Source organism: Streptomyces sp. TRM68367 (assembly GCF_014495685.1).
Classification (GTDB): domain Bacteria; phylum Actinomycetota; class Actinomycetes; order Streptomycetales; family Streptomycetaceae; genus Streptomyces.
Genome location: NZ_JACTVI010000204.1, coordinates 1 through 4801 on the forward strand (window position 1 = coordinate 1; position 4801 = coordinate 4801).

Annotated in this window: 2 protein-coding genes and 2 pseudogenes; 3 read left to right on the forward strand and 1 reads right to left on the reverse strand. The window is 69.8% G+C overall.

What is annotated here, in order from left to right:
- Nucleotides 1-79 precede the first annotated feature (79 nt).
- From H8R17_RS44430 to H8R17_RS44440, 3 genes and pseudogenes are all read left to right on the forward strand, one after another.
- Nucleotides 80-577: pseudogene (locus H8R17_RS44430) on the forward strand (lanthionine synthetase LanC family protein); the annotation flags it as partial.
- Between the two features lie 21 nt (nt 578-598).
- Entirely contained in the window at nt 599-2677 is a 2079-nt protein-coding gene (gene fxlM, locus H8R17_RS44435) for a methyltransferase, FxLD system (RefSeq protein ID WP_187828841.1), read from the forward strand.
- An 89-nt stretch (nt 2678-2766) separates the two neighbouring features.
- Nucleotides 2767-3900 (forward strand): hypothetical protein, encoded by a 1134-nt coding sequence (locus H8R17_RS44440; RefSeq protein ID WP_187828842.1) that lies wholly within the window; start codon nt 2767-2769, stop codon nt 3898-3900.
- Between the two features lie 6 nt (nt 3901-3906).
- On the opposite strand, the pseudogene H8R17_RS44445 reads toward H8R17_RS44440, so the two are convergent.
- Nucleotides 3907-4801: pseudogene (locus H8R17_RS44445) on the reverse strand (mobilization protein); the annotation flags it as partial.

The window sequence follows — 4801 nt, forward strand, 5'->3', positions numbered from 1 at the left end:
TCACCGTGATGAGCTGCGCGAGCACCCCAACCACTCGTCACACCAGGACCGTTGACCTGCACGAATCACGATGGAACTTCCTCACTGGGTCACTCAGGGCGAGCTGCGCAGGGGGCGTCTCGGCTCGTCAGCACCCAGGCGGCCCTCCTGGTGCTACGGCACCGCCGGCCTCGCCCGCGCCCAGCAACTTGCCGCGCTCGCCCTCGGCGATACCAGCCGCCAGATCGACGCGGAGAACGCGCTCGTGGCAGCCCTCACCGATCCCGAGCAGCTGAAGGCCACGACGGACAACGGCCTCTGCCACGGCTTCGCCGGCCTCGCCCACGCTGTCACGCGTACAGCCGACGACGCCCACCCCTCGACCGCGGGCCAACTCCCCGCCGCTATCCCGGCCCTTCTGGCTGCGGTCATCCCACCAGGAACCGACCCCGAACTCATGGCCACGGCGCTCATTCAGGACGAGAAGGGCGGCCCCGGCCTACTCGACGGCGTCGCCGGCATAGCCCTGGCCCTCCTCTCTCCCGGCACCGCGGCACCACCCCGGTCCGCCTGGGATGCATGCCTCCTCATCGCTTGATCCACCGACCGAAGGACCTCTATGCCTCCCGACCGCTGGCAGCAGCACAACATCACCTTCTTAGACCGCGAGAGCGCCCGGCGCACCATCGCCGAACGCCTCGGCCCCGCCCTGATCGAGGCCGAGGCCGACGGGCAGCTCAGCGGCTGGTGGTTCATGAACAAGCAGCCCTGGCCGCTGCGTTACCTCGCCGACAAGCCCTCACCAGCCATCGAGTCGCTCCTGAGCGATCTCATCGGCGACGGCGTGGCCATGTCGTGCCTGCCCGGCATCTACGAGCCCGAGACCGACACGTTCGGCGGCCCGGAGGCCATGGACGCCGCCCACGAACTGTTCCACAGCGACTCCCTCCACCTGCTCACCTACCAGCCGAGCCCGATGCACTTGGGACGCCGGGAGACCACCGTCTTGCTGGCGAGCGTCATGATGCGCGGTGCTGGACTTGACTGGTTCGAACAGGGCGACGTATGGGCGAAGGCCGTGGCCCTTCGACCGGCCACCAATCCACCACCCGAACGAGCTACCGAACTGTCGTCGGCCATGCAGAAGCTCATGATCGCCGACGCCCACAGCCTCTGCCACCCGGGTGGCCCACTCCACGCGCACGCGGAATGGGTGACTGCCTTCGAACGGGCCGGAGCCACGCTCGCCGAACTCGCAGGCCGCGGCGCCCTCACTCGTGGCCTGCGAGCCGTCATTGCCCATCACGTGATCTTCCACGCCAACCGCGCCGGTCTCCTCCGGGACGACCAGAGCGCCCTGTCCCACATCGCACGAGAGGTAGTCATGGGAACGAGTGACCACACCGAGTCGCCCACCGAGGCAACCGCCGACATCGATAGCGTCAGCGCGGTGAACACCGACACGATCACCACCCCCACGGCGGACGCCGAGCGCCTCCGCAACGTCCTTGTCGACCAGCTCCGTGCGGACGGACACGCCCGCACGCCCGCCGTCGAGACCGCGTTGCGGACCGTGCCCCGCCACGTGTTCGTGCCCGAGGAGTCGCTCGAAGACGCCTACGCCAACGCACCGGTGCACATCAAGTACGACACCGACGGTACGTCCATCTCCTGCGCCTCCCAACCGGGCGTCGTCGCCCTCATGTTGGACCAGCTCGACGCCCAGCCCGGCGAGCGCATCCTCGAACTCGGTGCCGGCACCGGCTACAACGCCGGTCTGCTCGCCCACCTGGTCGGCGAGAACGGACACGTGACCACCCTCGACGTCGACGACGACCTCGTGGAGGGTGCCCGCACGCACCTCGCCGCCGCCGGAATCACCAACGTCGAGGCCGTGACCCGCGACGGGGCCCTCGGCTACGCCGAAGGAGCGCCGTACGACCGGATCATCGCCACCGTCGGCGCGCACGGCGTACCGCACGCCTGGCTGCAGCAGCTCGCGCCCGGCGGCCGGCTCCTCGTCCCCCAGCGCCTCAAGGGCACCGTCTCCCGCTCCATCGCCTACGAGCAGCGCGACGGCCGGTGGGTGTCCCTCGGCAGCGAGATGAACACCTTCATGCCGCTTCGGCGGGGCATCGCTGACGACGACCGCCGAGTGATCCCTCTCAGTACGGACGGCGCCGTACGACTCCAGGCCCCCGCCGGGCTCAACATCGACGCCGACGCCCTCGCGGGCGTACTTGACCAGCCGCGCACCGAGGAGTGGACCGGCATGACGGTCCGCGCCATGGAGTCGCCGGAGTGGATGGAACTGTTCGTCACCTGCTCCCTGTCCTCCGGTCTGATCCGGATGCTGTTCCCCCAGAGCGCCAAGGGCACTCTGCTCAGTGAGGACCCTTACCCCTCGTCGACCGCAGTCGTCGACAAGGGTGCCGTCACATACCTCGCCCGGCGCCTGTCGAAGAAGAAGACTCCCGAGAGTGGCAAGCTCTGGGAGTTCGGCGTCATCGGCCACGGCCCCGGCAGCGACGAGCTGGCCGCGAAGGTCGCCGACACCATCCGTACCTGGGACAGGGAGTACCGAGGCCGTGAGGCCACGTTCGAGATCCAGCCCCTCGACGCCCCCCAGATCGAGCGGCGCCCGGGTCTCTTCGCCCTCGACACGCCGCTGAACCGCATCGTCGTCGACTGGCGATGACGCCCCACGCGTAGCGGACGGCGCCCGTCGGCACACGGCTGGCGGGCACCGTCGCTTCAGCAGTCCTCACTCTCGACCCCGGGGGATCCATGGACCCGCACGGCCGCATAGCCCAGCGCTTCCCACTCGTCGCCCGATTCCGTCCCGCCTGCCTGCCCCTGCCTGCACGCGTAAGGGCACTCGTCGATCTGGCCGACACTGCGGTGGAAGAGACCGACCAGGGGCTCGCATCGGCCGTCTACAACCAGGCCGCGCTCATCGCCTCCGACCTCGACCTCCCCGACCTCGCCCGCGAGATGTGCCACCAGCACGCCGCCGCCTACCTCCACGCCTGCCCCCTCCCCGGCATGAGCGCGATCCGAGGACTGGAACCGGTCGTCAATCTCGCTCGCCTCCAGATCCGCGCTGGCCACGCCGATGAGGGCCGTCAGCGACTCCTCAACCTGTACAAGGCCGTCGAGGCGGGCACAGCCGCCCGGTTCGAAGGCGTCAACGTACCTGCGGACCTCACTGCGACCGGTGAAGACCGCCAGGAGGTTCGCGCATGGCTGTGGCGCGTCCTCCTCGCAGACGGCACGCGCACCCTCACCACCGAGGGGCGATGGGCCGAGGCGCTGGCGCACATCGAAGTCCACCATGGCATCGGAAAGCGGATGCTCGACGGTCGACAGGTCGCCGTGCTCGCCGCCCTCGCTGCGGGTGACACGGCGTGGGCAGCTGTCCTCCTTGCCGACACGATGCCCGGCGATCCGTGGGAGCAAGCCGTCACGGCATGCCTGACCGTTCTATGCCGCCGCGACGCCGGGCAGCCGATCGACGGCCACATGGCGGACCTGGTGACGGCCTACCTCGGAAGGAAGACCGAACCTGGGATGACCGTCTTCGACACCCGGCTCGGACTTACCGTCCTCGACGCGATCGGCTCCGCCGGGGCGCTCACCGCGCACCGCATTGTCAAGGACCTCCACCGCAGGACGACGGACGCCGAAGACGGCTACGCGGCCCGCGAGAACTTGGCTCATCCTCTGTTCACCGAGATCGCCACGGACCGGCAAGTGCAGGACTGTCGCGCGCTGGTGCGCGCCTGCGCCCTCGGTGCTGGGATCCTCCCGGACGAGCTGCGAGGAGAACTGACGGCGGCTCTGCGCGCTAGCGATAGCGTGATCCGGGAAAGCGTCGTGCGTTCCTCCGATCCCGGAGGAACGCAACCCCTGCGGTTCTGACGGTGTCTATCGGCGCTGTCGGTGCTGCTGTTTGGTAGGCGATGGAGCCACCGAGGAGAGCGGACTGTTTCCGGTCTGCTGAGTGGGGATCGAGCCTGCCATGGTCGACTGCAGGCGGGCAGCTTCGGCGCGGCGGTGGGGTGCTGGGTTGCGGCCGGTGTGCTGGATGCGGGTGATGAGGACGCGGGCGGGTTGGCGGGCGGTGGTCAGCTCGCGCTGGGCGGCGGCTTCCTTGAGGAGTTGGTGGGGTTTGTGGCCGCGGGCTTCGGCGTCGGCGAGGACGGTGGCGAGCGCGGGCCAGGCCGGGTCGGCGAGGATGCGATCGGCGTGGTCGGGGACGGCTGCTCGTACGTCGCTGGCGAGAACGCGGCGGGCTTGATCCCTGGGTGGCCGGGCTGTGAGTTCGGCGAGCGTCGGGGCGAGGGCGTGGTCGGCGGCTGTCTGGAGGTGCTGGACGGCTTGGCGGGCGGCGTCGGCCTGGTGGGCGTGGTTCTTCGCTTCGTGCCAGCGTCCGGCGACGATGGTGGCCCAGACGAGGGCTGCGACCAGGGCTGCCAGGGCGCTGCCGTCGGGGCCGGTGGCGGTGTGGACGATGTCGCGTGCCGCGCTGCGCAGGGCGTGGGCGGCTCGGTCTTCCGCCCGGATCTGGGAGCGTTGGGCTCGGGCGAATGCCTTGGAGGCGGCCTGGAGTTCGGCGCGCAGGTTGGCGGGTGCCTTCTGGGTGGTGGCTTCGAGTAGTTCGCCGAGGGCGGTGATGTGGGCTTGGGCGTGGGTGTCGTCGGCGAGGTCGGTGTCGAGGGCGTCGGTGGCTTGGTGCCAGGGGGTGCTGGGGTGGTTGCGGCGGGCGGTGGGGTGTTCTTCGGGTTGGCTGGATTCGAGGCGGGCCTTGATTTTGGGCAGG